We start from the raw sequence: 23,614 nt of genomic DNA, 5'->3' as shown, positions 1-23,614 counted from the left end.
TCCGACAATTTCGTTGATTCACTTTATTCCAGAGACAAAATGTAATAGTAGATTGGCTGTCCGCCTGCATGCGCTTCGACTTCAAAGTCCGGATACGCTGCCTGCACAGCTTCTACCAGTGCATTTGCCTTCTCCTCCTCGACATCGCTGCCGTAGTAGATGCTCAGAAGCTCGGAATCCTCATCTGCCATCGCACCAATCAGATCCTTTACCACCTCTGTGATATCCTGTCCAACTGCCTGAATACCTGCATCGTCGATACCCATATAATCGCCGGTCTTGATCTCCTTGCCATCGATGGAAGTATCACGCACGGCATAGGTAACCTGTCCACTCTTCACTGCAGTAATCGCATCTTCCATGCCAGCCTGATTTGCCTCGGCAGTTGCTGTCTCATCAAACGAAATGAGCGCACTGATACCCTGTGGAATCGTCTTGGTTGGAATCACAATCACCTGTTTCTCTTCCTCAATCTCGGCTGCCTGATTGGCTGCTAAGATAATATTCTTGTTATTCGGGAATACAAATACAGTTTCTGCATTTACCTTGGAGATTGCGTCTAACACATCCTCCGTACTTGGATTCATCGTCTGTCCACCCTCAATGATATGATCGACACCGAGATCCTTGAAGATATCATTCAAGCCTTCTCCGACGGAAACTGCCACAAACCCAAATGGCTTCTTCGGCTCTTCCTTCGCAGCTTCCTGCTCGGCAGCCTTCTTGCGATCCTGCTCATGAATGACCTTTTCTTTATGCTCCTCACGCATATTGTCAACCTTCATGCTTGTAAGGGAACCATACTCCAGACCTTTCTCAAACGCAAGTCCCGGATGATTCGTATGCACATGTACCTTCACGATCTCATCATCCGATACAACAACGAGAGAATCACCGATTGAAGTTAAGAACTCCTTGAACTTTGCCTCGATTTCTGCATTGTATTCCTTCTCGAGCATAATGATAAACTCTGTACAGTAACCATATTTGATATGGGATGTATCAATCTCTTCCGAAGACATCGTCTGTGCCTTCGCTGCACCGCCGGATGTCACCGGCTCTTTGATCTCTTCTTTTCCTGTCAGGCCATTGTAAGCGCCAGTCAGAAACTCCATCAGTCCCTGTCCGCCAGAATCAACCACGCCTGCTTCCTTTAATACTGGCAACAGCTCTGGTGTCTGCTTTAACACTTCGTTACCATGATCGAGAATCTCCTGTCCGAGTGTCTCGAAATCCATGTCCATCTCAGAAAGCTCCACTGCCTTCTCTGCGACGCCCTTTGCCACAGTCAGGATTGTACCTTCCTTTGGCTTCATAACTGCCTTATATGCCGTCTCTACGGCACGTACGAAACCATCTGCAAGTACCGATACTGTAATCTGCTTCTTGCCCTTGATCTCCTTGCAGAAGCCACGCAGAAGCTGGGATAAGATAACACCGGAATTTCCTCTTGCTCCACGCAGGGAACCGCTGGAAATCTTCTTGGAAAGCTCATCCATCGATGGGTTCTCCAGTGCACTTACCTCTCTGGCTGCCGCCATGATCGTAAGTGACATATTGGAACCTGTATCGCCATCCGGCACTGGGAATACGTTCAATTCGTTGATATAATCTTTATTTCTCTCTAAGTTGTATGCGCCAGCAATAAATGCTTTCTGTAACAACTGGGCATCAATTACCTTTGTAGCCACTTTGTCTGTCCTCCTGATCTATGTTATTAATCTATCACACGAACGCCCTCAACAAAGATGTTGATTGCCTTCACCTTCATACCTGTCATCTCTTCGATGGAATACTGTACGGTACTGATCAGATTGTCACATACCGTCGAAATGCTGACACCATATGCCACAATGATGTGAAAATCAATAGACAGCTCATTGTTCTCACCGATGACTACATTGACACCCTTGCTGATACTGTCGCCCTTCAAAAGCTTCGCAATACCATCCTTCATGCTGATGGTTGCCATACCAACAATACCGAAGCACTCCAATGCAGCGTGTCCGGCATACTGGGCAATAACTTCATTCTCTATAATGATTTCACCGTTTTCATTCGATAAATAACCCTTCATGCGTTTACCTCCGTTTCCGTAATAAGCCAGACTGATTCCGGCTGTTTAAAGTCATATAGTGACATTATACCCTTTTTAACAGGATTTAGCAACTTTTACCTGCTATGCAATTCTATTTATTTGTCATCTCTGCGTATCAACGGACGGCATAAAAAAAACAGCATACTAATATGCTGTTTTTTACCATCTGCTTAGGCTCTCTCAACCTTACCAGACTTCAAGCACTGTGTGCAAACATAAATCTTCTTAGGAGTACCGTTAACTACTGCCTTCACAGACTTGATGTTTGATTTCCACATTCTGTTTGATCTTCTATGAGAATGGCTCACATTGTTACCGAAATGAGCTCCTTTTTCACAAATACTACACTTTGCCACCGTTAGCACCTCCTTGACAAATATTAAGCCCTGCCTGCATATTTCTTCTTTGCGGGCTCACAACATAGGCTATTTTACCAAATAACTTTTCAATATGCAAGAAAAATTTTCATATTTTTTGATTTTTTTTGAAATTTTTCTATTTCACCCTATTTTATCATAGATAACTGTATCCGATGCTTGTCCAGATCGACACTCATCACCGTCACATCCACGATATCTCCAACCGATACAACCTCCAGCGGATGCTTGATGTATTTGTCTGACATCCGGGAAATATGCACGAGTCCATCCTGATGCACACCGATATCGACAAACGCACCAAAGTCGATCACATTCCGCACCGTTCCTTTCAGCTCCATACCCGGTTTTAAATCTTTCATCTCCAGTACATCGCTTCGAAGGATCGGCTTTGGCATCTCCTCTCGCGGATCTCTGCCCGGCTTCTCCAGTTCCTTCACGATATCGACAAGCGTCGGTTCACCGATTCCAAGCTCTTCCGCAAGCTTCTTCGTATCCTTTGTTTTCTTGCTGATGCCTTTCATGCCGCCATGCTTGATATCATCCTCGGAAACACCGATTTTCTCCATCAAAGCCTTGGTTGCCTCGTAGCTTTCCGGATGAACGCTTGTCGCATCCAGTGCTTCGCTTCCGCCATGGATACGCAGGAAACCGGCACACTGCTCGTATGCCTTTGGTCCAAGCTTCGGCACCTTCAAAAGCTCCTTACGGTTCTTGAAGCTGCCATTTGTCTCGCGGTATGACACGATTGATTTTGCCAGTGTCTTATTGATACCGGACACATACGAAAGCAATGCCGGGCTGGCTGTATTCAAATCAATTCCGACTGAGTTTACACAATCTTCCACAACATTGTTAAGGGCATTGCCAAGATTCTTCTGGTTCATGTCATGCTGGTACTGTCCGACACCGATGGATTTCGGATCGATCTTCACTAGCTCTGCGAGCGGATCCTGAATTCTTCTTGCAATACTTGCCGCACTTCTCTGCCACTCATCGAAATCCGGGAATTCCTCGGTTGCTTCCTTGCTTGCAGAATAAATCGATGCGCCCGCCTCATCCGTGATGACATATTTTAAGTCCACGTTCAGTTCCTTCATCAGCTCGACGATCATCGCTTCCGACTCCCGGCTTGCGGTACCATTTCCGAGAGAAATAAGTGTCACATGATATTTTGCGATCAGCTTCTTCAACACCTGCTTCGCCGCATCATAGTTTTTCTGTCCCTTTGTCGGGTAGATAATGACGGTATCAAGCACTTTTCCGGTCTCATCGACAACTGCCAGCTTGCTTCCGTGTGCAAATCCCGGATCCCAGCCAAGTACAACCTGTCCGGAGATCGGCGGCTGCATCAAAAGCTGATGGAGGTTCTTGCCGAATACGCCGATGGCGCCCTCCTCTGCCTTCTCTGTCAGTTCATTCCGTATTTCACGCTCGATGGAAGGCGCGATCAGACGGTCATAACTGTCTATAATTGCCTCATAGAGATAGCTTGCACTATCATGCTTCATATTTCCGATAATCTGCTTTACAAGCCAGAGTAAAATTTCCTGTCTTGGTGCCTCGATCTTCACTGTCAGAAATTTCTCTGCCTCGCCACGATTGATTGCTAAAATCCGGTGTCCAACCAGCTTTTTGATTGGCTCTGAGAAATCATAATACATCTCATAGACCGAATCTGCTTCCTGGTCCTTCGCCTTTGCTACAAGGCTTCCGCTCTCCTTTGTCATCGCACGAAGCTTCGTCCGGTAATCCGCATCATCCGCATACACTTCTGCGAGAATATCCTTGGCTCCGTCGATGGCATCCTGTACGCTTTCCACGCCTTTTTCTGCATCAACAAAAGCGGTTGCCTCTTCCTCGATCGTCCTTGTTGTTGCCTGTGCACGTAAGATCTCTGCAAGTGGTTCCAAGCCCTTCTCCTTGGCGATTGTCGCTCTTGTCCGACGCTTTGGACGGTATGGACGGTACAGATCCTCCAATGCTACCATCGTCATTACTGCTTCGATCTGTCTCTTTAATTCGTCTGTCAGCTTGCCCTGCTCCTCGATCGTTGCAAGTACGGACGCTTTCTTCTCCTCTAAGTTCCGCAGATACACAAGACGCTCAGACAGCGCACGTAACTGCTCATCATTTAAGGAGCCGGTCACTTCCTTCCGGTATCTTGCGATAAAAGGAATCGTAGCACCCTCGTCGATCAGTTCAACCGACTTTTCTACCTGACCTTTTTTAATCTGCAATTCATCTGCGATTACCTGTAATATATCCATGTTGTCTCTCCTGTTATTCCTTATAAAATTCCGGGATGAAGCTTTCTTTTGCCACTTCCCCTTCCTGATAAAACGCCTGCTCCACGCCTAAGTTCACTGCATAATCAAGCAGTTTGCGGTACGATTTCCGGCGAACTTTATCTGCAAGCTCCGGGAACCTTACCCCGATATCACCAACCGGTGTGTACTGGCTCATCATACTGATATAGATCCGGTTTCCATACGTCTCGTAAAGATATCGTATAATCTTCTCTGCTTCTAACAGATGCTTTGGCAGTAACATATGCCGTACGATCACGCCACGTCTTATATACGCATCCTCCGCATCAAGGACAACCTCACCACACTGGCGCACCATCTCCGCAATCGCAGCCTTCGCCACCACCGGATAATCCGGTGCATGGGAATACCTCTCCGCCGTATCCGCATCCATATATTTCATGTCTGGCAGATAGACATCCACCAGTCCTTCTAACATGCGCAGTGCTTCCACCCGCACATAACTGCTTGTATTATAGATAAATGGCAGGGAAAAGCCCTGCTCCTTTGCCTGTCGGATTGCCTGTGCCACCTGCGGGATAAAATGATCCGCAGTGACCAGATTGATATTCGCCGCGCCCTGTGCTTCTAAATCACGAAATATCTGCACAAGCGCTTCCACTGTGATCTGCCTGCCGGTGCCGCCATCCGAGATTGCGTAATTCTGGCAATACACGCAGTGAAGCGGACACCCGGTGAAAAAAACCGCCCCGGAGCCTTTCTCTCCGGAAATACACGGTTCCTCCCACATATGCAGAGCAGCCCGTCCGATCCGCATGGCAGCGGTCTCTCCACAGACACCGATCTCGCCGTCCGCACGATTTTTCTTACAATCCCGCGGGCAAAGCGTACAGGCTGACTGCTCTGTATCTTCTATCTTATTCTTTCTCTGACTATTCTCTGTATTATCTATCATTTAACTCATGTTCCCTGTGAATTTCCTGTCTGTGCGGCCGTTCAATCGTGATATACCACTTCACCACAGACGTTCCGATGATCACCACATATCCGATCACGCTCAGGTAATCCGGGATCTGATCTAAGAACAGGAATCCCCATAATGCCGTAAAAAGCACAATAGAGAAATCATACACCGAGATTTCCCTTGCCGGTGCATACGAATACGCCTTCGTGATGAAGATCTGGCCTCCTGCAGCCGAAATTCCCGTACAGATCAGAAACAGCCATTGAAGCCCGCTCATCGGCTGATATTGGAACACGAAAAAAGGCAATGTCACTGCACAGGAAAAGGCGGAGAAGAACAATACGATAATCATACTATTTTCTCCGCGTTGTCCAAGCTTTCTGACAAACGTATACGCAAAACCGGCGCCAAATCCGCCGAGTGCCCCGATCAGAGCCGGCACTGTCTCCATGCTCATCGTCGGCTTCACAACAAGCAGCATTCCGACGAATGCTGCAATTACGGTCACCCAGTCCAGCTTACTCGCAACCTCCTTCAACACGAAGAACGAGCAGATAATCGCAAAAAACGGTGACAGCTTATTGAGCATGGAAGCATCTGATATAGAAATATGATCGACCGCATAAAAATTACAGATCAATCCACACGTACCACCGATGGCACGACAGAGCAGATACTTCAGATTTCCCTTTCCGATTCGAAATGGCTGATGTGCCTTCACCAGTGCAGCGATTGCGATAAGCATCGCAACCAGATTCCGGAAGAAGCATTTCTGCATCGTCGGCACATCTCCGGCTAGCCGGATAAATAAGCTCATAAGAGAAAAGCAGAATGCAGATAACAAAATACATACGATTCCCTTTTTACTTTTTTCCACGTCTCTCACTTCCTGCCTGATTTATCCTGTTTATTAACGACAATATACAATTTCGACGTCTTCGACTGCCTTCGCGATCAGAGGCTCAATCTTACCGACAAGTGCCTTCTCTGATTCTAAGATCTGCTCCATCTTCGGCTTTGTCACCGGATGCTGTGCTACAAATGTTGTACAGCAGTCTTCATATGGAAGAATGGACGTCTCATACGTTCCGATCTTCTCTGAGATATCAATGATCTCCTGCTTATCCATACCGATACATGGACGGAATACCGGAAGCTTATCGATTGCGCTGTCGATGACGAGCAGACTCTGTGTCGTCTGGCTCGATACCTGTCCGATACTCTCTCCGGTGATCAGGCACTGGCAGTCTTCTTTTAGTGCGATCTCCTGCGCGATCTGATACATGATCCGCTTCATGATGATCGTCAGTTCATCATGAGGACAATTGTCATAGATGGCAAGCTGCACATCGGTAAACGGCACCACATGAAGTTTGATCACACCTGAATACTTCGACACAATCTTCGCAAGATCGATAACCTTCGTCCGCGCCTGCTCGCTTGTAAATGGTGGCGCATGGAAATACACCGCTTCGATCTCCACACCACGCTTGGCAATCATATATGCCGCAACCGGACTGTCGATACCGCCGGAAAGAAGCGTCATACCCTTACCGTTCGTGCCGACCGGAAGTCCGCCCGGTCCCGGAATGATCTGGGAATAAATATAGGTGACATTTCGCACTTCCACGTTGATGAATACATCCGGTTTATGAATGTCGACCGTCATATCTGGATAGGCATCCAGAAGATCGGCTCCAAGATCACAGTTTAACTCCATCGAAGTCTTTGGAAATGTCTTATTATTTCTTCTTGCATTTACCTTGAATGTAAAATGCTTATCGTTATATTCTTCTGCCACATGCGCAACGACTGCCTTGGAGATTGCCTCGTAGCTCAACTCCTCCACAACCTTGACCGGGCACACACCGACGATACCGAAGATCGTTGTGAGTACCTTCATGACATCCTCGTAATCGTAATCCGAGAACGCCTCGACGAAAATACGTCCGTATTCCCGGCGTACCTCAAACTTGCCCAGTGGCTTTAAGCGTGCACGCATACGCTTGCACATAATTTCCTCGAAGACGTAACGATTCTTTCCTTTCGTTCCGATCTCCGCATATTTGATCAAAAACATCTTATACTGCATCGTAATCCTCATTTCCTACTACCATAGTTGTTTTATTTCCATCGTTTCACTATAACAGAAATAACGAGGAATAGCAATTATTTCTTCCGTGTATAGCGCCGCAGCATTGGAAGGGTTTCCTTTAATACTTCCACGCAATAATCCACTTCTTCCTTTGTGTTCCACTCACAGAAGCTGAACCGGAGTGTCGACTCCAACTGCTCCTGTGACAATCCGATTGCGGTCAGGACATGGCTTACCTGTGGTTTGTTCGATGAACAGGCAGAACCTGCTGATACATAGATACCCTTATCGCCGATCGCACGCATCAAAACGGCAGCGCGCACCCCTTCAAAGCTGATACTCGCGATATGCGGTGCCTCACCGGAATGGTCATAGACACCCTCGATCTTCGTTACCTCCGATACTAGATAATCCCGCACCTCGCGTACATGCTGCATCTTCGCCTCATGGTCGGTATAGATCATCTCTGCGGCAAGTCCCATGCCTGCGATTCCCGGTAGATTCTCCGTACCGGAACGCATGAAATTCTGCTGTCCACCTCCGTAAATGATCGGGCGGATCAACGTCTTGTCCTTGATATAGAGTGCTCCACTTCCCTTCGGTCCGTGAATCTTATGCCCGCTCACAGAGAGCAGATCCACGCCGAGCTGCTTCGGTGTGAATTTTAATTTGCCATATGCCTGTACCGCATCGACATGCACAAGTGTCTGCGGATTGTGCGCCTTTACCAGCTTTACAAGCGCCTCGATTGGCTGGATACTTCCGATCTCATTATTTACATACATGCAGCTGACTAATATCGTATCGTCACGCAACAGCTTCGAGAGGCTGTCTAAATCTACCTTTCCGTCAGAACCGACTTCCATGAAACTGATCTCGAAGCCTTCCTTCTGCAGGAACTCCACCGTGGAAAGCACTGACGCATGCTCGATCGGTGTCGTGATAATATGCTTGCCCGCACGGCGGTGTGCCAGTGCCGCTCCGATTAAAGCAAGGTTATTTGCCTCTGTGCCGCCGGATGTAAATACGATCTCCTTCGGCATACATTTAAGCGTCTTTGCGACCTGTTCTGTCGCGGTGCGCTCATAGTCTTTCGCCGTTAATCCCTTCTTGTGCTGGGACGATGGATTTCCATAATTCACGTCCAGCAGTGTCATCATCAGTTCCTTTACCTCTGGGAATACAGCTGTTGTTGCTGCATTATCAAAATAACATTCCATAACTTTTTTCCTTCTATCAATCTGTGCTGAACAAATTTCTAATTTTCTCTACTGCTCCATTTGGAACATCAAAATAGATAAAACTGCAAGCCCTGCAGTCTCTGTCCGCAAAATCCGGTTTCCTAATGTGATAATCTTCGCACCAGCTTCCTTTGCTACATCAATTTCTTCTTTTGCAAATCCACCTTCCGGTCCGATAAAAATTCCGATATTCGCGCCGTCTGGAAGGTTTGATGCCTGTGCAATTATCTCCCTTGCGTATGCAATTCCATCCGCACTCTCATACGGTACAATCAGCAGGTCAAACTTTCCTGCATATTGAAGTGCTTCACGAAATGACATAAATCCGGTGACTTCAGGAATTATACCTCGTCCGGACTGTTTCGCCGCAGACTCCGCAATCATCTGATAACGTTCTCTTTTTTTGTCTTTCTTCTTATCTTCAAGTTTCACGACAGTCCGTTTCATCATAACCGGAACAATCCCGGCTGCTCCAAGTTCTACCGCCTTCTGGATGATAAATTCCATTTTATCTGATTTTGGCATTCCCTGAAACAATGTGATATTACACGGAAGTTCTGCTGCATTCTGATTGATATCTACGATATTTGCATATACCTGCTCTTTGGATATCTCCGCGATCTCACACTCATACTCTTTTCCAGCACCATCACACACAGTAATGGTATCTCCGATTGTCAAACGCAATACATTTTTTATATGGTTCACATCTTCTCCCATAATCGTAATACCAGTCTGTGCATCCTGACATCCTTCCACATAAAACCTTGGCATAGCGAATATTTACCTCCTGCTTTTCTGCATGTCTCCTATCATACCTTATCTGATAACGTTTTGAAAGAATATTTTATATATTCTTACAGATCTGTTGTTTCCGTTATACAAATAGATTCATCTTCCTGTTTATTTAATTCACTTTTCTGCTCATTTATCTTTTTCTCCACCTGTACACAAAATGGACACACACTATGCTCCACTGTGTTATAGTAATGTTTTCCCTTTTCACATTTTATGATCATTTGTCTCACTCCCGCTTTCCACTATCCCAATCGAAATTCCTGTGATTCATCACACAGCCATACCCGGTTTCCGGTCTCCGCCTGTACCTTATTTCCTTTTCCAAGATAGGCACCTTCCACATAGACACCATTTTTTGAGCAGTCCTCCACTTCATAGGTGTCATCGTCAAGCCGTCTTACAATACAGTGTTCCCGGCTCACGTTGGATTTTTTCAGCACGATCTGACATTTTTCGGCATCTCTGCCAATCGTCAGACTTTCACCATCTTTCATGCGGTAGATGATTCCAAGCAACTCGCCCTTTGTTCCAATGATTGCGCCATTATTTTCCATGCTTTTCGCCAGACTCCGTGTGACTGTCGGATCTATATCCTCCTCTGCCACCTGTATCTTCTGCTTGAGCTGAAACTGCATCTGCACCGTTTTATAATATTTCCGGCTGATTGGAAGCGTATCCTCCCCGACAACGGCCTCATATCCATTGATTGCTGCAATCGCGGCCTTCCGTACAAGAAAGCTCTGATGGATACGCACAAATCCATGTTGTAACACCTTATGTTCAATATCCGCCAGCTTTCCATAAAATGGAATCACTTCGTTTTTTGTATGTAACAACAGCACTCTGGCGCGGCTTTCTATATAGCGGATTGTGGCAATCGGAATACTGCGCACAACCGACTCTGATTTCACAAGAATCGTACCAGTCTGCGCCCGTCGTTTCATATATTGCCGCAGACAGTCTGGAAGCTGTGTCTTCATATCTTCTTTTAAGACATATCCCTGTGCCTGCACATGATAGCCTTCATACACATGATCTGACTCATCTGTTACAAACAGCAGATCAACATCCAGATTTTTCTCCCGTATCTGCTTTGCCAGCTGTAACCCACTTGTATTTTTATATTTCATTTCCATTAGCAACAGATCAAACGGCACTGTACTTGCCTGTATCTCCTGTTCCAATGTCTCTGCTTCCGCATATTCAATATAGCTTAATTCTTCTTCCCGGAACAATGTGTCCGTCACAATCTGTCGGATTACCGTCCGGTCTTTCGTATTTTCATCACAGATTCCAATTCGCAACATCGTTTTGTCCTCACATAAAAAAATCGAGTATTTACATACTCGATTTTTATTTTACCATGTTCTTTTATTTTTTCCAATATTCCTGATAGGCTTTTCTGACTTCTTTGTCGTATGTCCTGCCGATCGGGATTGTCTTTCCATTCTGTACTTCCAGCGTTTCCACACCTAAATAAGTGATATACGTCAAATTCACAACATATCCACCATGCACACGTATCATATTGTCTCCCAGCATTTTGCGGATGCCTGCCAATGACTTGTAACTGGTGTATTCCCGGAACCGCGTCACGATTTTAATGGTTCTTCCACACTTCTCGATATAAATAATATCCGGACGATTGATAAATACATGATGCCCGTCACAGATAATCTCCAGTGATTTCCGCGCCGTATCCTGCTTTACCATATTAACGGCTTTTTGCATTGCAAGCTCCATGACTTGATCTGCATCCTTTTGCCGGACAAAATAGCAATGATTGGTCTCATACACATCCTTGATTGCATTTTCATTCTCGGTCAGATAGATAATCTTACAAAATGGAAATGCTGCATTGATCTGCTTGGCAATCGCCACCCCCCGCAAGCCGCTCTCTGGATAATCCGTATTCATGATCAGGATTTCACAGTCAAATACCATATCTTCGATATCAATTTTTATTTCGTTTGGAGTATATGAATGAATTAAGAATCCTTGTTCCTCTGTATATGTTTCCTGTAATATTTCCTTTACTTTGTGCCGTATTTCATAACGGTCATCGCAAATTCCAATTTTCATCGTTTGTTCTCTTCCCCAGTCCCAAATATTCATTTTATAAATAGTATCATAAAAAATACCATCAAAACTGAATCCTGCTAATTTGGCTATATATTCGGTATAATTTACGTTTTATTTACAAATATGGATTGAACACATCTTAACAAAAGCGAGGAATCTCAAACAAAAAATGCAAATAATATACAAAAATTTGTAAAATTTGGTATATCTTACGCTTTTATGCAAACAGGAGCGCGAATTACATCGCGCTCCTGTTCAGATAAAATTCAATTGTCGCCTGAAACACCGATTTCTGTGTAGCAGGATCTTCGTAAGAAAAATATAGCTTGTACCTTCCATCCTCCAGCCCCGAAGTAAGCGGAATATACAATGTAAAGGAATCATCTGCAAAATGAAACTCTGGCGGATATAAAGTTGCATAGTCCCAGTAACCCGATGTATCATCCGCATCATAGATTGCCCGGTATATTCCATAGTCGGAATCATATCGTTCAAAGGTATAGGAATAGATCAAATCATCTGTCACCTGCGGCGTATCCCCCAGAATGCTGTCATAATACTTTAAGCAGAGTTTTACGCAGTCTCCCTCATATGCAACCGCCGCCAGACCATCTGCGGATTCCATCCTGTATCCCTGATTTCCATCCTTCATATATTCAAATGCATCAATACTGACGCGTTCCGTCTCCGAGGACGTGATATTCAGGATCGCATCGGATTTTTCCTGCTCGGCAAGCTCCTCCTTCGTTGGCACATGCATAACCATCGGATTGTCCGCCTGTGTCGTTTTCTCCGCCTCTGTTGCTGCCTGTTCAGCGTCCGTGGCAGTCTGTGCATCCGCCATCGTTGCTGTCTGCGCCTCTGTCGATGCTGCATTCATTTCAGTTGCTGTTGCCGTCCCTGCCTTCTTCGCTACACGCCCCGCCATCCAGATTCCTGTCACTACAAGCATAATTACGATACAGAAAGCTACACCAATCAGAAAGCCCCGTTTCTTCGGCAAATCCCGCTTTGAAATCCGGGATGCTGGGATCACATACGGCTCCATCTGCGCATTCTGCCCCTCTCCGGCAAGCAATGCCTCCCGCATTGCCTCCACCGTCTGGTAGCGGTCCTCAATCTTTACTGACATCGCACGCATGATCACCTGCGACATTGCACGCGGGATCTCCGGGTTCACCTCACAGACTGGCTTTATCGTATCCTCCAGTACACGTCCAAACGATTCCTCCGGCTTCTCTCCGGTCGCCGCAAAATAAAGTGTCGCACCAAGCGCGTAGATGTCTGTCCACGGTCCCTGTTTATCCTTTTTTGCATACTGCTCTGGCGGTGCATATCCCGGTTTTAAGACAACCGACATCGTCTGTTCCCCATCGAGATACACCTGCTTTGCCGCGCCGAAATCGATCAGCTTGACGGTCAGATCCTCACAGATAAAAATATTCTCCGGACTGATATCTCGGTGAATCATGCCCGCCTTGTGAACAACTGCAAGTGCGTCCAACACCGACAGACAGATATGGAGGATATGATCCGTATCCAGCCGTCCTCCATGCTCCCGAATGTATTGTTTCAGCGTACAGCCATGCAGATACTCCATGACCATATAGGCAGTATCATTTTCCTCCAGATAATCATAGATGCTTACAATATTGGGCTCCGACTGAAACCGCGCCACATCCTGCGCTTCTTTTAAAAAGCGAATTCTTCCCCGATGGTATTCCCGCTGCTCCTGTCCAACCGGCACACAGACCTTCGACGAATCTGCGCTCCGCGTCGCAATCCCGGACGGATAATACTCCTTGATTGCAACATACGACTGTAAGAGCGGATCCCATGCACGGTATGTGATTCCGAATCCACCTGCCCCGATCACCTCTTCAATTTTATATCGCTCTTTTAAAATAACACCCGGCTTTAAACACCGGGTGTTACTCATACTGCGATTTGACGGACTTTCAATCATTCCGCGTTCTCCCCATTTGTCGCAAATTATTTCTTTCTTCCGATCACGGATACCCAATCATTCATATGCACAACATCGATGACTTCAAATCCATTCGCCTTCATCGCATCTGTAACATCGTTTTCTTTCACATCCAGAATTCCAGATGTAATAAAATATCCATCGTCCTTCAAATATGGGCCGATTACCGCAGAGAGCGGCACGATCACGTCTGCCAGAATATTGGCAACAACGATATCATACTGTCTGTCTACATCAAGGTGCTGTGTCTCCTTGATCGTCGAACGGTCAAGCTGGAAGGTTGTTCCCTTTCCAATGTAATTATCTGCAAGCAGATTGCCACACGAGAACTTGATCTTATCTTCGCCCATATGATTGAGTTTCGCATTTTCCTCACTTGCCCGCACAGCCAGCTCATCAATATCCATGCCATGTACAAAGCCTGCTCCAAGCCTTGATGCGATCATGGATAAGATACCACTTCCACAGCCGACATCAAACACCATATCGCCCGGCTTTAAATATTTCTTTAACTGTCCGATACAAAGTTTCGTCGTCTCATGCGATCCGGTACCAAATGCAATCCCCGGATCGATCTCGATCACGATGTCATCTGGCTTCGCATCTTCCACCGTCTCCCATGTTGGTTTGATGACAATATCATCATAGAGACGGATCGGATGGAAGAACTGCTTCCAGTTGTTCATCCAGTCTTTGTCCTCTGTATTCGAGAGTGTTATATTCTTGCTGCCTACCGGTATAAACGCTTCAAGGCGGGTAAGCTCTGCAGCTATATCCGCCCTTAACGTTTCTATATTGAAAGAGTCATCTATGTAGCAGGAAACCTTTGCCGTTCCATCATCCACGCCATCAACCAGCGGGATATCCACAAACATAGCAGCCTTATCTTCCTCGGTAAGTGGCACATGATCTTCTATCATCACACCTTCCACACCCTTTTCATCCAAGAATGCAGAGATGAGATCAACAGCTTCCACCGTTGTATCGATGGTCAGTTTTGTCCACATCATTTTACCTTACCTATAATCCTTTTTTGAACCCTTTCTTTCTCTTATGATCGCCAAAAATCGAAGAACCGGACGATGCCGCATCCGTAGAGGAACGTGCATTTACTGTTGTATTTGCATACTGGTTCAAAATCGATTTCTGCTCTTCTGTCAGCTTATCTGGTACCTGAACAACCAGTGTGATGTAATGATCGCCTCGTACTGTCTTGTTACGAAGTGTCGGAACACCCTTGCCCTTCAGTTTTACCTTTGTATCGGTCTGTGTACCTGGCTTAATCTCCAGTTCATAAGGTCCATCAATCGTTGTAACTGTGATCTTGCCTCCCAGCGCTGCCTGTGTAAATGTAATCGGCTCAGAAGAGTAAAGATCATACTCCTGTCTCTGGAATCTAGGATCCCGGTCAACAAGCACGGTTACAAGCAGGTCTCCACGTTCACCGCCGTTGATACCCGGCTCGCCCTTTGCACGAATACGGATACTCTGACCATTGTCAATACCTGCCGGAATAGCGACCTGAATCTTCTTCTTACTCTTTACATAACCAGAGCCTGCACAGTTGCTGCACTTATACTTGATAATCTTTCCGGAACCGCCACAATCCGGACATACGGATACGGTTCTTGCCATACCGAACAATGACTGCTGGGTATAGACAACCTGACCTTTTCCGGCACATTTGCTACAAGTCTCCGGCTGATGTCCCGGCTGCGCTCCTGTACCATGACAGACCGTACATTCATCCTTGAGCGGAAGCTCCAGCTCTGTCTGTGTACCAAATACAGCGTCTGTAAAACTTACACGCACTGTTGTCTTGATATTTGCACCCTTAACCGGACCATTGGACTGTCTCTGACGGCTGCCGCCACCGAACATATCTCCGAAGATATCTCCGAAGATATCTCCCATATCTGAGAAGTCAAATCCACCGAAGCCGCCCGGACCACCGCCCTGCTCGAATGCAGCATGACCATACTGGTCATACTTTGCACGCTTCTCAGGATCGGACAGTACAGCATATGCCTCTGCAGCCTCTTTGAACTTTTCTTCCGCTTCTTTGTCTCCCGGGTTTGTGTCCGGGTGATATTTCTTCGCTACCTTACGGTAAGCTTTTTTCAAATCCGCCTCGGAGACACCTTTTGTGACTCCGAGGACTTCATAATAATCTCTTTTATCAGACATCTGCACTCACCCTTATTATTCGTAATCTGCTTTTATCAACTTGCTCCCCGTCTTAACGCTTAGACTTCCTTGTAGTCTCCATCAACTACATCGTCTGAATAATCTGGTGTGCCTGTGCCTGTACCAGCGTTTGCTCCAGGACCGTTCTGCTCATAGAGCTTTGAGAACAATTCCTGTGCGCTGTTCATCAGTGTTTCCTTACCAGCCTTGATCTTCTCTACATCGTAGTCTGTCATGGCATCCGGATCTGTGCTCTCGATGATATCCTTCAAAGCCTTCAGATCAGCCTCTACCTTTGTCTTATCTGTTGCAGAAAGCTTATCTCCTACATCGGAAAGTGCTCTCTCTGTCTGGAATACCATAGCATCGGCATCATTACGAACCTCGATTGCTTCCTTACGCTTCTTATCCTGTGCCTCGTACTCAGCAGCTTCCTTAACAGCTCTATCGATATCCTCATCAGAAAGGGATGTTCCGGATGTGATTGTGATATGCTGCTCACGACCTGTACCAAGATCCTTTGCAGATACATTTACAATACCGTTTGCATCGATATCGAATGTAACCTCGATCTGTGGAACACCACGTCTTGCAGGAGCGATACCATCCAGTCTGAAACGTCCAAGGCTCTTGTTATCTCTTGCGAACTCACGCTCACCCTGTACGATGTTGATATCAACGGCATCCTGATTATCCTGAGCTGTTGAGAAGATCTGGCTCTTGTTTGTAGGAATGGTTGTATTTCTCTCGATCAGGTGTGTAGCGATACCACCCATTGTCTCGATAGAAAGTGTAAGTGGTGTAACATCCAGCAGAAGGATTTCGCCGGCACCTGCATCACCTGCAAGCTTACCACCCTGAATAGAAGCACCGATTGCAACACACTCATCCGGGTTGATACCCTTGAACGGATCCTTGCCTGTCAGCTTCTTAACCATATCCTGAACAGCGATGATACGTGTAGAACCACCGACCAGAAGTACCTTATCAAGCTCTGCTGCTGTCAGATCTGCATCCTTCAATGCTGTCTGTACAGGAACTCTTGTCTTATCTACCAGATGTGCTGTCAGTTCATCAAACTTTGCACGTGTCAGATCCATATCAAAGTGCTTTGGACCATCCTGGGTAGCTGTGATGAATGGAAGGTTGATGTTTGTTGTTGTAGCGGATGAAAGCTCTTTCTTTGCCTTCTCTGCTGCTTCCTTCAATCTCTGCATAGCCATCTTATCTGTTGAAAGGTCTACGCCCTCAGCCTTCTTGAACTCTTCGAGCATATACTGTGTAATTGCGTTATCAAAATCATCACCACCAAGCTTGTTATCACCGGCTGTAGCAAGAACCTCGATGACACCGTCGCCAATCTCAATGATAGATACATCAAATGTACCACCACCAAGGTCGTATACCATGATCTTCTGCTCTTCTTCGTTATCCAGACCATAAGAAAGAGCTGCTGCTGTAGGCTCGTTGATGATACGCTTTACATCAAGACCTGCGATCTTACCTGCATCCTTTGTTGCCTGTCTCTGTGCATCTGTGAAGTATGCAGGAACTGTGATAACTGCTTCTGTAACCGGCTCACCGATATAGCTCTCGGCATCTCTCTTCAGCTTAGAAAGAATCATAGCTGAAATCTCCTGTGGAGAATACTTCTTACCATCGATGTCTACCTTGTAATCGCTACCCATATGTCTCTTGATAGAAGCGATTGTCTTATCTGCGTTTGTAACTGCCTGACGCTTTGCTGCATCACCAACGACACGCTCGCCGGTCTTTGTAAATGCTACAACAGAAGGAGTTGTTCTTGAACCCTCAGCGTTTGTGATAACGACTGGCTTACCACCTTCCATAACAGCTACACATGAATTTGTTGTACCTAAGTCAATACCAATAATCTTACCCATAATATTTTTCCTCCTAATTATTATCTCTTAAAATATGCTGATTGATTTATTGTAAAAGGTTAATTTGCAACCTTTACCATGCTGTATCGCAATACCTGATCCTTGTACATATAGCCTTTCTGCATCTCTTCGGCTACGACATTCTCTCCGTAATTCTCATCCTCTACATGTGTTACCGCATTATGGTAATCCGGATCAAATGGCTTGCCTTCTGCATCCATCGGCTTTACGCCAAGTCCCTCAAGTGATACCATGAGCTGCCGGTAGATTTTATCGACACCCTGTTCAAATGCCCGGTCCATATCCTCTTCCGGAATACTGGAAAGTGCACGTTCCAAGTTGTCAACAACCGGAAGCAGCTTCTCTAAAACTTCCTTGGCTCCGATATCATACATCTTCTTGGATTCCTTCTCGTTACGCTGGCGCATATTCTCAAACTCTGCCAGCAGACGCTTATACTTTTCTTCGTTTCCGGCTGCCAGCTCCTTCGCTTTCTCAAGTTCCAGCTGAAGGGCCTTGCTGCCTCTGCGGTTTCCCTTGGATACCGGCTTCGGCTTTGCAGCTTCCACTTCTTCTTTCTTGTCTGCCGGAACAGTTTCTTCCTCGTTCACCTTCACGTCGGTTCCTTCTGTTACCGGAGCATCATCCACAGCCTTTACTTCCTCGACTGTCTCCGCTTCTTTATTTGCATTTACATTTGTCTTATTGGCCATTCTCATTCACCCCTTCGCCTTTCTTGAATATCTCATCGAGTTCAATTGTCAGATTCTTCAGTGTGCTGACAACCTTCTTATAATCCATTCTCTTCGGTCCCAATATTCCAATCGTTCCCTTTGCGCCTTCCGGCATCTGGTAGGTCGCTGTAACAAGAGAGCAATCTTTCAGGCTTGGTGTCTCATCTCCAATATATACCTGAATTCCGGATTCGTTTGTCTTTCCGGTCGTCTCTTCCAGCAAATGTGATACTTCATTTTTATCTTCCAGCTTTTCAAGCAGCTCACTCGTCTTGGAGATATCTCCAAGCTCCGGATACTTCAAAATGTTTGTCGCACCGCTGGTATAAACCTCAAGTTCCTGTGCCTCATGTATCGCTTCCACAATTCCCTGAAAGATCTGGTCTAATATCTCGCCATACCCTCCGGATTGCTTCTTCATCGCCTGAATCATCTCTAAATTGATGTCTTCTAAGCTTGCACCCTGTAAGAAGGTATTCAATAAGATATTAAATTTCAGAACATCTTCATTATCAAGGCTTACATTGATGTGAATCATCTGATTCTTAATAATGTTACCCTCAACCACTATGACGGCAAGAAGTGTTTTTTCATCAACAAGGGAAAGCTGGATAAACTTGACTGTTTTCTCATAATTTGGTGCTGTTACCATCGTTGCATAATTGGTATTGTACGCCAGTACCTTTGCAACCTGCTTTAAGAGCACCTCCATGCGATCCACCCGCTCTAACAGTGTGTCACGCTCCTGCTTTGCAACCTCTGCAAACTCTTCCTTTTCATCCATCAGCTGATCGACATAGAACCGGTATCCGGCATCTGTCGGAATCCGTCCTGCCGATGTATGTGGCTGAATAATGTATCCCATTTCCTCCAGATCTGCCATCTCGTTACGAATCGTAGCGGAACTTAAATTCAGATCCGTGTACTTTGAGATTGTTCTGGAACCTACCGGTTCCCCAGTCTCTAGGTAATTGGAAATAATGGCTTTCAGGATTTTTACCTTACGCTCATCTAATTCCATCTTATCACCTCTTTTATTTATTAGCACTCATATCTATCGAGTGCTAACCCTATTGGTAGACTACCACTACATATAGTAAATGTCAAGGAAAATTATCATAATTTTGTGAAAAAATTGTGTATTTCCATGTATAAGAAAAGAGTGCGGAAAACCGCACTCTTTAGGGGAGAAAAATCACGGATGATTGTAAATATTATTTGTTATTTGCGTTTGGATTTTCCATCAATGTAACATCGACAGTTTTCTCCACATACGCATCGTCTTTCAGGTATTCATATGTGATTGGCACTGTCTCACCAACTGCATAATAATTCAGCTTTTCTGTCAGTTCCTCAGCACTGCTGATGGATTGTCCATCAATCTTTGTAATCACATAATTTGCTTTGATACCTGCCTTCTCAGCGGCACTCTTGCTTGCAACATCTGTGACAAGCACGCCCTCTGGAATACCATATGCTTCTGACACATCGGAAGATACGGTTGCACAGGAGATTCCAAGATAACCTTTCTCGCTCTCGTCAACCTTTTCACGTGTCTGACGGTTCATCAGATCATCCAGACGATCCTGCACGGCTGTAATTGGAATTGCATATCCCATACCTTCAACCGTTGTATCGGAATACTTCGAAGAGTTAATACCAATAACTTCGCCCTTCATATTCAGAAGTGCGCCGCCACTGTTACCAGGGTTAATGGCTGCATCGGTCTGAATGAGCGGTGTTGTATTCGTGCTGTTTGTACGATCCTTTGCACTGACAATACCGGTTGTAACGGATTGTCCATAGCCAAGTGCATTACCAATGGCTACGACCTGTTCACCGACCTTCAGGGAATCCGAATCACCAATCGTGGCGATCTTGATCTGATTCATCGTGGATTCCTTTATATCACTGAGCTTTACAACAACGATTGCAAGGTCCGTGTCGCTATCGGTACTCTTTACCTGTGCCTCGTAGCTCTCACCATCTGCAAACGTTACATTTACGGTTGTGGCATCACTGACAACATGGTTGTTTGTCACCATCAAAAGCTCGCTGTCATTCTCACCGATGATAATACCGGAGCCGGAGCCTTCTGCCTCATACTGCTGTGTATAACCAAACATACCCTGCTGCTCCACGATTGCCGAGATGTTAATGGCAACAACGCTTGGCATAACATTTTCTGCGATTGTGGAGACATCCATGCCATTTCCAACCGAAGCGGTTGATGTCAGGCTCAAAGACTGGGTTGTCGCTGCCGATGTTGTGGAAGCGACCTCTGTCGTTGTGTTTGTAAGTGCATCAAGCTTCTTGATCTGGTTTCCGGCGATTCCGTAGAATGCACCACCTGCAACACCACCAAATACGGCTGCACTTGCAACAACTGCCACACCCTTCTTCCAGAAGGTACGCTTGTTATGTGGCGTCTTCGGTGATTTTGCTTTCTTGACTCTCTGTTTCTTTGCTTTCTTTACCTTTGCCTTTGGCTGTTCTGCGTCTGCATTCTGGAAACCGTTCTGATAATAATTGTTCTGTCCATAATTATATGCATTCTGATTCGGCTGCTGGTAATTGTTATTATAATAATGCTCGGTACCCTGGCTCATCTGCTGGGCACGTTCTGCCATCGCCTGCATATATTCCTGTGTACGCATATCACCGTAGTAAGTACTTCCATACTGCTGTGCCTGTGTATAGGCATCCTCCTGTCTATGCTCTGCATGCTGTTCTGTTTGCTGTTCAGTACGCTTCAAATTATCCGTATTACCATCTCCGGTGTCATACGGTGTCTCCGCATGTGGTGTCTGATCCACATGTTCATTTTCTCTGTTATTCTCAAATTCATCCATCATATCAATTCCTCCATTCGACATAAGTTTTATTACTTATCTTTGTTATGGCTTAATCATAACCCCAAGCTATGGTTAAATTTTGAAGAAAATGTCAAGAAAATGTGAATTCCATTTATGGTGCCTGCAAACCTTGTTTCAGCATTTGCAGATTTTCTTCCATATAAGACAGGTATGTGCATCCTTTTTCTATGTCGTCCTTCGTCACGGACTGCATGGACGACAAATGCAGAATTTTGGGTTGCATCTCTGCGGATTCCGCAATCGTATTCGCGAGGCTGTCGGTACCATTGTCCACCACATAGATGGCTTGCAACTTGTACTCCTGCAGCTTCTCCGCCAGATAGGTAACTGTATGCACACTTGCCTCCACATCTGCAGAACAGCCCGAATATGCGGCAAAGTAATGAATATCATAATCCTCTGCCAGATACAGGAACGGGAACCGGTCGCCGACCAAGATCGTCGTCTGTGTGGCTGCGTCCCGCATCGTCTGATAGTCATCATCTAACGCTTCCAGCTTTCCAGTATATGTTTTAGCGTTTGCCACATACTGTTTTGCATTGTCAGAATCCAGTTCCGTAATAGCATCTGCTAACGTCTCGGTGCAGACGATTGCATTTTTCAGGGATAACCACACATGTTCATCGTAATGGTCATCTTCTGCAGCATTCTGTCCATCCGTATTGTCTGCTTCGCCCTCTGCATGGTCTGCCGGTTCTGCTTCATGGTCATGGTCTTCATCGTCATGATCGTGATGATGGTGTTCTTCCACACCCTCTAACTCCACTTCATTTAACGCGCGGTTACCAACCAGATCTAACAGACTGATTGCAACAATATTTTCATTTCCGGACTCCACAAGCGCATCGCTCACCCATGTATCGCTCTCGCCACCGACATAGACTAACATCCGGCAATTCGCGATCTTCATGATATCCTGTGCACTTGGCTGGTAGCTGTGTAAGTCCACACCGTTATCGACCAGCATCCGGCATGTAAATGTATCTGTGTCTCCAAGGATTTCCCGCACCCAGTCATACGCCGCAAAGGTCGTACATAGGATCACATTTTCGTCTTTGTTCGCCATTTGCACCGGCTTGGCACACCCGGAAAGCAGGGACAGACAAAGAACAAGAGCAATCCCGATTGATTTTAAATGTCTGTGCTTCATCATCGCCACCTCTACTCTCTGTGCAGTGCGATTCCGATGATGCTGAATATCACAAATAATACGATGTCAATCGCTACGATCGTCGCACTGACCGGTGTCGATGCCGCGATGGAAATGAGGATTCCCACGCCAGAGGATACCACACCATACACAGCAGAACAGATAAACACACTCTTATAATTCTTAAATACACGCATTGCGGAAAGTGCCGGGAATATGATCAGCGCCGATACCAGAAGTGATCCGACGATATTCATCGCAACTACGATCACAACGGCTGTGACTACCGCCATCAGCACATTGTAGGCGCCCGTATGAATACCGGTTGCGCGTGCAAAATTCTCATCAAATGTCACCGAGAAGATCTTGTGATAGTACAAGATGTAGAACACAAGTACCAACAGCGACATAATCAGGCAGATCCACACATCTGTATTCGATAATGTGAGTATGGATGCCGCGCCAAACAGTGTCGAGCACACATCCCCGGATACATTCTGCGATGTTCCGGATACATTCATGATCAGATATCCAAATGCCAGCGATCCAACGGAAAGCATCGCGATCACGGCATCTCCGTTGATCTTCGCATTCTGTCCAGTCTTCAGCATCAGGATTGCTGCCACAACCGTGATCGGCAATATTATAAGTGTATTGTTCGTCATCCGCAGCACCATCGCGATTGCCATCGCAGCAAATGCCACATGGGACAGTCCGTCTCCAATATAAGAAAAGCGTTTTAACACAAGTGTCACGCCAAGCATGGATGCACAAAAGGCAACCAGCACACCAGCAACTAAGATCCGACGGACAAATGGATATTGCAGGTATTCAACTAATGTATTCCACAT

21 protein-coding genes are annotated in these 23,614 nt (G+C 45.9%); all 21 read right to left on the bottom strand.

Translation table 11 applies throughout. The features are described from left to right. Positions 1–23: 23 nt before the first annotated feature. Complete coding sequence (locus H9Q76_RS05750) at positions 24–1,691, bottom strand: DAK2 domain-containing protein (RefSeq protein ID WP_021984345.1); 1,668 nt, start codon at positions 1,689–1,691, stop codon at positions 24–26. Between the two features lie 26 nt (positions 1,692–1,717). Next, positions 1,718–2,077 (bottom strand): Asp23/Gls24 family envelope stress response protein, encoded by a 360-nt coding sequence (locus H9Q76_RS05745; RefSeq protein WP_021984344.1) that lies wholly within the window; start codon positions 2,075–2,077, stop codon positions 1,718–1,720. Positions 2,078–2,268: 191 nt separating this feature from the next. Beyond that, complete coding sequence (gene rpmB / locus H9Q76_RS05740; protein WP_117780688.1) at positions 2,269–2,454, bottom strand: 50S ribosomal protein L28; 186 nt, start codon at positions 2,452–2,454, stop codon at positions 2,269–2,271. A gap of 149 nt (positions 2,455–2,603) precedes the next feature. Continuing rightward, complete coding sequence (locus H9Q76_RS05735; RefSeq protein WP_249321815.1) at positions 2,604–4,745, bottom strand: Tex family protein; 2,142 nt, start codon at positions 4,743–4,745, stop codon at positions 2,604–2,606. A 13-nt stretch (positions 4,746–4,758) separates the two neighbouring features. Then, complete coding sequence (locus H9Q76_RS05730) at positions 4,759–5,700, bottom strand: radical SAM protein (protein ID WP_249321814.1); 942 nt, start codon at positions 5,698–5,700, stop codon at positions 4,759–4,761. Further along, positions 5,690–6,586 carry a DMT family transporter gene (locus tag H9Q76_RS05725; RefSeq protein ID WP_249321813.1) on the bottom strand — a complete coding sequence of 299 codons (897 nt, stop codon included), beginning with the start codon at positions 6,584–6,586 and terminating at the stop codon, positions 5,690–5,692. The genes H9Q76_RS05730 and H9Q76_RS05725 overlap by 11 nt, the downstream gene beginning before the upstream one ends. Positions 6,587–6,619: 33 nt before the next feature. After that, complete coding sequence (gene thiI, locus H9Q76_RS05720) at positions 6,620–7,801, bottom strand: tRNA uracil 4-sulfurtransferase ThiI (RefSeq protein WP_021984340.1); 1,182 nt, start codon at positions 7,799–7,801, stop codon at positions 6,620–6,622. A 77-nt stretch (positions 7,802–7,878) separates the two neighbouring features. Continuing rightward, entirely contained in the window at positions 7,879–9,024 is a 1,146-nt protein-coding gene (locus H9Q76_RS05715; protein ID WP_249321812.1) for a cysteine desulfurase family protein, read from the bottom strand. 48 nt (positions 9,025–9,072) lie between these two features. Next, positions 9,073–9,819: a 16S rRNA (uracil(1498)-N(3))-methyltransferase gene (locus tag H9Q76_RS05710; RefSeq protein ID WP_117780690.1), complete on the bottom strand. Its 747-nt coding sequence runs from the start codon at positions 9,817–9,819 to the stop codon at positions 9,073–9,075. Positions 9,820–9,902: 83 nt separating this feature from the next. Next, positions 9,903–10,064 carry a hypothetical protein gene (locus H9Q76_RS05705; protein ID WP_021984337.1) on the bottom strand — a complete coding sequence of 54 codons (162 nt, stop codon included), beginning with the start codon at positions 10,062–10,064 and terminating at the stop codon, positions 9,903–9,905. 21 nt (positions 10,065–10,085) lie between these two features. After that, positions 10,086–11,150: a LytTR family transcriptional regulator DNA-binding domain-containing protein gene (locus tag H9Q76_RS05700; RefSeq protein WP_117780691.1), complete on the bottom strand. Its 1,065-nt coding sequence runs from the start codon at positions 11,148–11,150 to the stop codon at positions 10,086–10,088. Positions 11,151–11,214: 64 nt separating this feature from the next. After that, positions 11,215–11,925 carry a LytR/AlgR family response regulator transcription factor gene (locus H9Q76_RS05695; protein WP_021984335.1) on the bottom strand — a complete coding sequence of 237 codons (711 nt, stop codon included), beginning with the start codon at positions 11,923–11,925 and terminating at the stop codon, positions 11,215–11,217. A 238-nt stretch (positions 11,926–12,163) separates the two neighbouring features. Continuing rightward, the gene (locus tag H9Q76_RS05690) at positions 12,164–13,891 is read right to left on the bottom strand and encodes a serine/threonine protein kinase (protein ID WP_021984334.1); all 1,728 of its coding nucleotides are present in this window, start codon (positions 13,889–13,891) and stop codon (positions 12,164–12,166) included. A 26-nt stretch (positions 13,892–13,917) separates the two neighbouring features. Beyond that, positions 13,918–14,922, bottom strand: coding sequence for a 50S ribosomal protein L11 methyltransferase (gene prmA / locus H9Q76_RS05685; RefSeq protein ID WP_021984333.1), 1,005 nt, complete (start codon positions 14,920–14,922; stop codon positions 13,918–13,920). Between the two features lie 10 nt (positions 14,923–14,932). Continuing rightward, on the bottom strand, positions 14,933–16,099 hold the full coding sequence (gene dnaJ, locus H9Q76_RS05680; protein WP_021984332.1) for a molecular chaperone DnaJ: 1,167 nt from the start codon (positions 16,097–16,099) through the stop codon (positions 14,933–14,935). Positions 16,100–16,158: 59 nt separating this feature from the next. After that, complete coding sequence (gene dnaK, locus H9Q76_RS05675; protein WP_021984331.1) at positions 16,159–18,003, bottom strand: molecular chaperone DnaK; 1,845 nt, start codon at positions 18,001–18,003, stop codon at positions 16,159–16,161. A gap of 59 nt (positions 18,004–18,062) precedes the next feature. Continuing rightward, positions 18,063–18,716 (bottom strand): nucleotide exchange factor GrpE, encoded by a 654-nt coding sequence (gene grpE, locus H9Q76_RS05670; RefSeq protein WP_243276275.1) that lies wholly within the window; start codon positions 18,714–18,716, stop codon positions 18,063–18,065. Further along, entirely contained in the window at positions 18,706–19,758 is a 1,053-nt protein-coding gene (hrcA, locus tag H9Q76_RS05665; protein WP_021984329.1) for a heat-inducible transcriptional repressor HrcA, read from the bottom strand. The genes grpE and hrcA overlap by 11 nt, the downstream gene beginning before the upstream one ends. Positions 19,759–19,951: 193 nt before the next feature. Then, the gene (locus H9Q76_RS05660) at positions 19,952–21,592 is read right to left on the bottom strand and encodes a S1C family serine protease (RefSeq protein ID WP_249321811.1); all 1,641 of its coding nucleotides are present in this window, start codon (positions 21,590–21,592) and stop codon (positions 19,952–19,954) included. Between the two features lie 112 nt (positions 21,593–21,704). Next, a complete protein-coding gene (locus H9Q76_RS05655) occupies positions 21,705–22,763 on the bottom strand; it encodes a metal ABC transporter substrate-binding protein (RefSeq protein ID WP_249321810.1) in 1,059 nt (352 codons plus the stop codon). Positions 22,764–22,774: 11 nt separating this feature from the next. Beyond that, positions 22,775–23,614, bottom strand: coding sequence for a metal ABC transporter permease (locus H9Q76_RS05650; protein WP_117780694.1), 840 nt, complete (start codon positions 23,612–23,614; stop codon positions 22,775–22,777).

Source organism: Wujia chipingensis (assembly GCF_014337155.1).
GTDB classification, from domain to species: domain Bacteria; phylum Bacillota; class Clostridia; order Lachnospirales; family Lachnospiraceae; genus Coprococcus_C; species Coprococcus_C hominis.
The sequence above is the reverse complement of the archived record's forward strand: the minus strand, read 5'-3'. Positions and strand labels throughout refer to the sequence as shown.

Coding starts and splice junctions, on each gene's coding strand:
- H9Q76_RS05700 (WP_117780691.1), bottom strand. CDS start 11,150: ATGTTGCGAATTGGAATCTGTGATGAAAATACGAAAGACCGGACGGTA.
- H9Q76_RS05730 (WP_249321814.1), bottom strand. CDS start 5,700: ATGATAGATAATACAGAGAATAGTCAGAGAAAGAATAAGATAGAAGAT.
- thiI (WP_021984340.1), bottom strand. CDS start 7,801: ATGCAGTATAAGATGTTTTTGATCAAATATGCGGAGATCGGAACGAAA.
- H9Q76_RS05660 (WP_249321811.1), bottom strand. CDS start 21,592: ATGATGGATGAATTTGAGAATAACAGAGAAAATGAACATGTGGATCAG.
- H9Q76_RS05735 (WP_249321815.1), bottom strand. CDS start 4,745: ATGGATATATTACAGGTAATCGCAGATGAATTGCAGATTAAAAAAGGT.
- H9Q76_RS05655 (WP_249321810.1), bottom strand. CDS start 22,763: ATGAAGCACAGACATTTAAAATCAATCGGGATTGCTCTTGTTCTTTGT.
- H9Q76_RS05650 (WP_117780694.1), bottom strand. CDS start 23,614: ATGTGGAATACATTAGTTGAATACCTGCAATATCCATTTGTCCGTCGG.
- H9Q76_RS05715 (WP_249321812.1), bottom strand. CDS start 9,024: ATGGAATGTTATTTTGATAATGCAGCAACAACAGCTGTATTCCCAGAG.
- grpE (WP_243276275.1), bottom strand. CDS start 18,716: ATGGCCAATAAGACAAATGTAAATGCAAATAAAGAAGCGGAGACAGTC.
- dnaK (WP_021984331.1), bottom strand. CDS start 18,003: ATGGGTAAGATTATTGGTATTGACTTAGGTACAACAAATTCATGTGTA.
- prmA (WP_021984333.1), bottom strand. CDS start 14,922: ATGATGTGGACAAAACTGACCATCGATACAACGGTGGAAGCTGTTGAT.
- dnaJ (WP_021984332.1), bottom strand. CDS start 16,099: ATGTCTGATAAAAGAGATTATTATGAAGTCCTCGGAGTCACAAAAGGT.
- H9Q76_RS05705 (WP_021984337.1), bottom strand. CDS start 10,064: ATGATCATAAAATGTGAAAAGGGAAAACATTACTATAACACAGTGGAG.
- H9Q76_RS05710 (WP_117780690.1), bottom strand. CDS start 9,819: ATGCCAAGGTTTTATGTGGAAGGATGTCAGGATGCACAGACTGGTATT.
- hrcA (WP_021984329.1), bottom strand. CDS start 19,758: ATGGAATTAGATGAGCGTAAGGTAAAAATCCTGAAAGCCATTATTTCC.
- H9Q76_RS05695 (WP_021984335.1), bottom strand. CDS start 11,925: ATGAAAATTGGAATTTGCGATGACCGTTATGAAATACGGCACAAAGTA.
- H9Q76_RS05745 (WP_021984344.1), bottom strand. CDS start 2,077: ATGAAGGGTTATTTATCGAATGAAAACGGTGAAATCATTATAGAGAAT.
- H9Q76_RS05690 (WP_021984334.1), bottom strand. CDS start 13,891: ATGATTGAAAGTCCGTCAAATCGCAGTATGAGTAACACCCGGTGTTTA.